The organism is Escherichia sp. AM3 (assembly GCF_032029835.1).
Taxonomy (GTDB): domain Bacteria; phylum Pseudomonadota; class Gammaproteobacteria; order Enterobacterales; family Enterobacteriaceae; genus Escherichia; species Escherichia coli.
Window position 1 is genome coordinate 1 of record NZ_JAVUPQ010000326.1, and the last position, 1,233, is coordinate 1,233.

Sequence of the window (1,233 nt, forward strand, 5' to 3'; positions counted from 1 at the left end):
TTGCGTTGGTGTACCACAGTGAAGTATTCAACCGGACCGACTGATACACATCTCCGCTCCACCCCAGCTGTACACCCTTCAAGGTATCAGCATGAGGGAATGCTTTATTGATCGACTGATCCTCCGGGTTAACCTTCGCGTATACCAAACGCGTGCTCCAGCGCTGGTTATCCTCCGTAATAAGCTCAACCTTACCGGCAACGAGTTGACCATCCCCGCCCATCGCATCACCCAGCGGATAGCCCTGCTGATAGTAACCATCTTTATAGATGTGATGGTTGTAGCTGTAATTGGTTCGGCTCATATTACTGCGCGTATCATGCGCTTCAATGTACCAGTTTACCGCATCCTTACCCCAGCCGTGGTGGCCTTCCACACCGCCCAGATACATATTGGCCGAAGGCAGATAACCTGACTCATCCTCACCGATCATTTGTCCGTAGAAGCTCACCGGCCAGCCCAAAGTTGGCTCTAGTTTGAATTTAAAGTCAAAGCCAGCCAGCTGGTTACCCGGTTCATTATCTGTCCCGGTATTATCATGGCCAGTGAAGCCATCCCAGAAGCTGCTAAATGACTCAGGCCGCCCTTCCCCACCCCACTGCATAATACGCGATGCGCCTAATTCTAAAGACTGGAATGGTGAGAAGGTGAAACGACCGCCGATAATTTTAGCATGGGGTACCGCAGTATATTGATTCATCTGGCTAGCGGAGATCTGGTACTGCCATGGGCCTATCCAGCGTAACCACCAGGTCTCTGGTGCGGCCTGTTCGGCTCTCTGCATTAAAAAGCCGGTCATCGGCCGCATGGCATCCCCACGGATCAGGCTGCCCTCATAGCCCGGCCCCCACCACTGCGGTATCTGGCCAAAGGAGAGCCACTGGTTCCAGAATTTCACCGCGCCATAGGCGCCGTTGGCGTTGAAGCGCGATCCGTTGCTGATCCGCTCCCCCCCTTCGACGTTACCCTGCAGGTGCACATCCCACCACTCGCCGCTATTGTTAAACGCCAGGCCTAACGAGTTATCTGCCGGCTGCGTCTGGGCAAACCCCTGCGGGGTGCCCGGCTGGTCGGTCGAGGTATAGCCGGCGACCCGGAAATCGGCTTTTAAGGCAGACAGTCGCCGGTTGATACGGCCCAGAACTACTTGCTCAGAAGAATAGGACGGTTTGGCCTTTTTTATCGCCCGGGCGATCTCTTCCTGACTCAGCGGCCAGGTCGACAGGCTCAGAT

1 protein-coding gene is annotated in these 1,233 nt (G+C 55.1%); it reads right to left on the reverse strand.

The window, feature by feature from the left end; all coding sequences use genetic code 11:
* Positions 1 to 1,233, reverse strand: a 1,233-nt coding sequence (locus RTW80_RS25535) for a capsule assembly Wzi family protein (RefSeq protein WP_312720848.1), incomplete at both ends; no start/stop codon positions are given.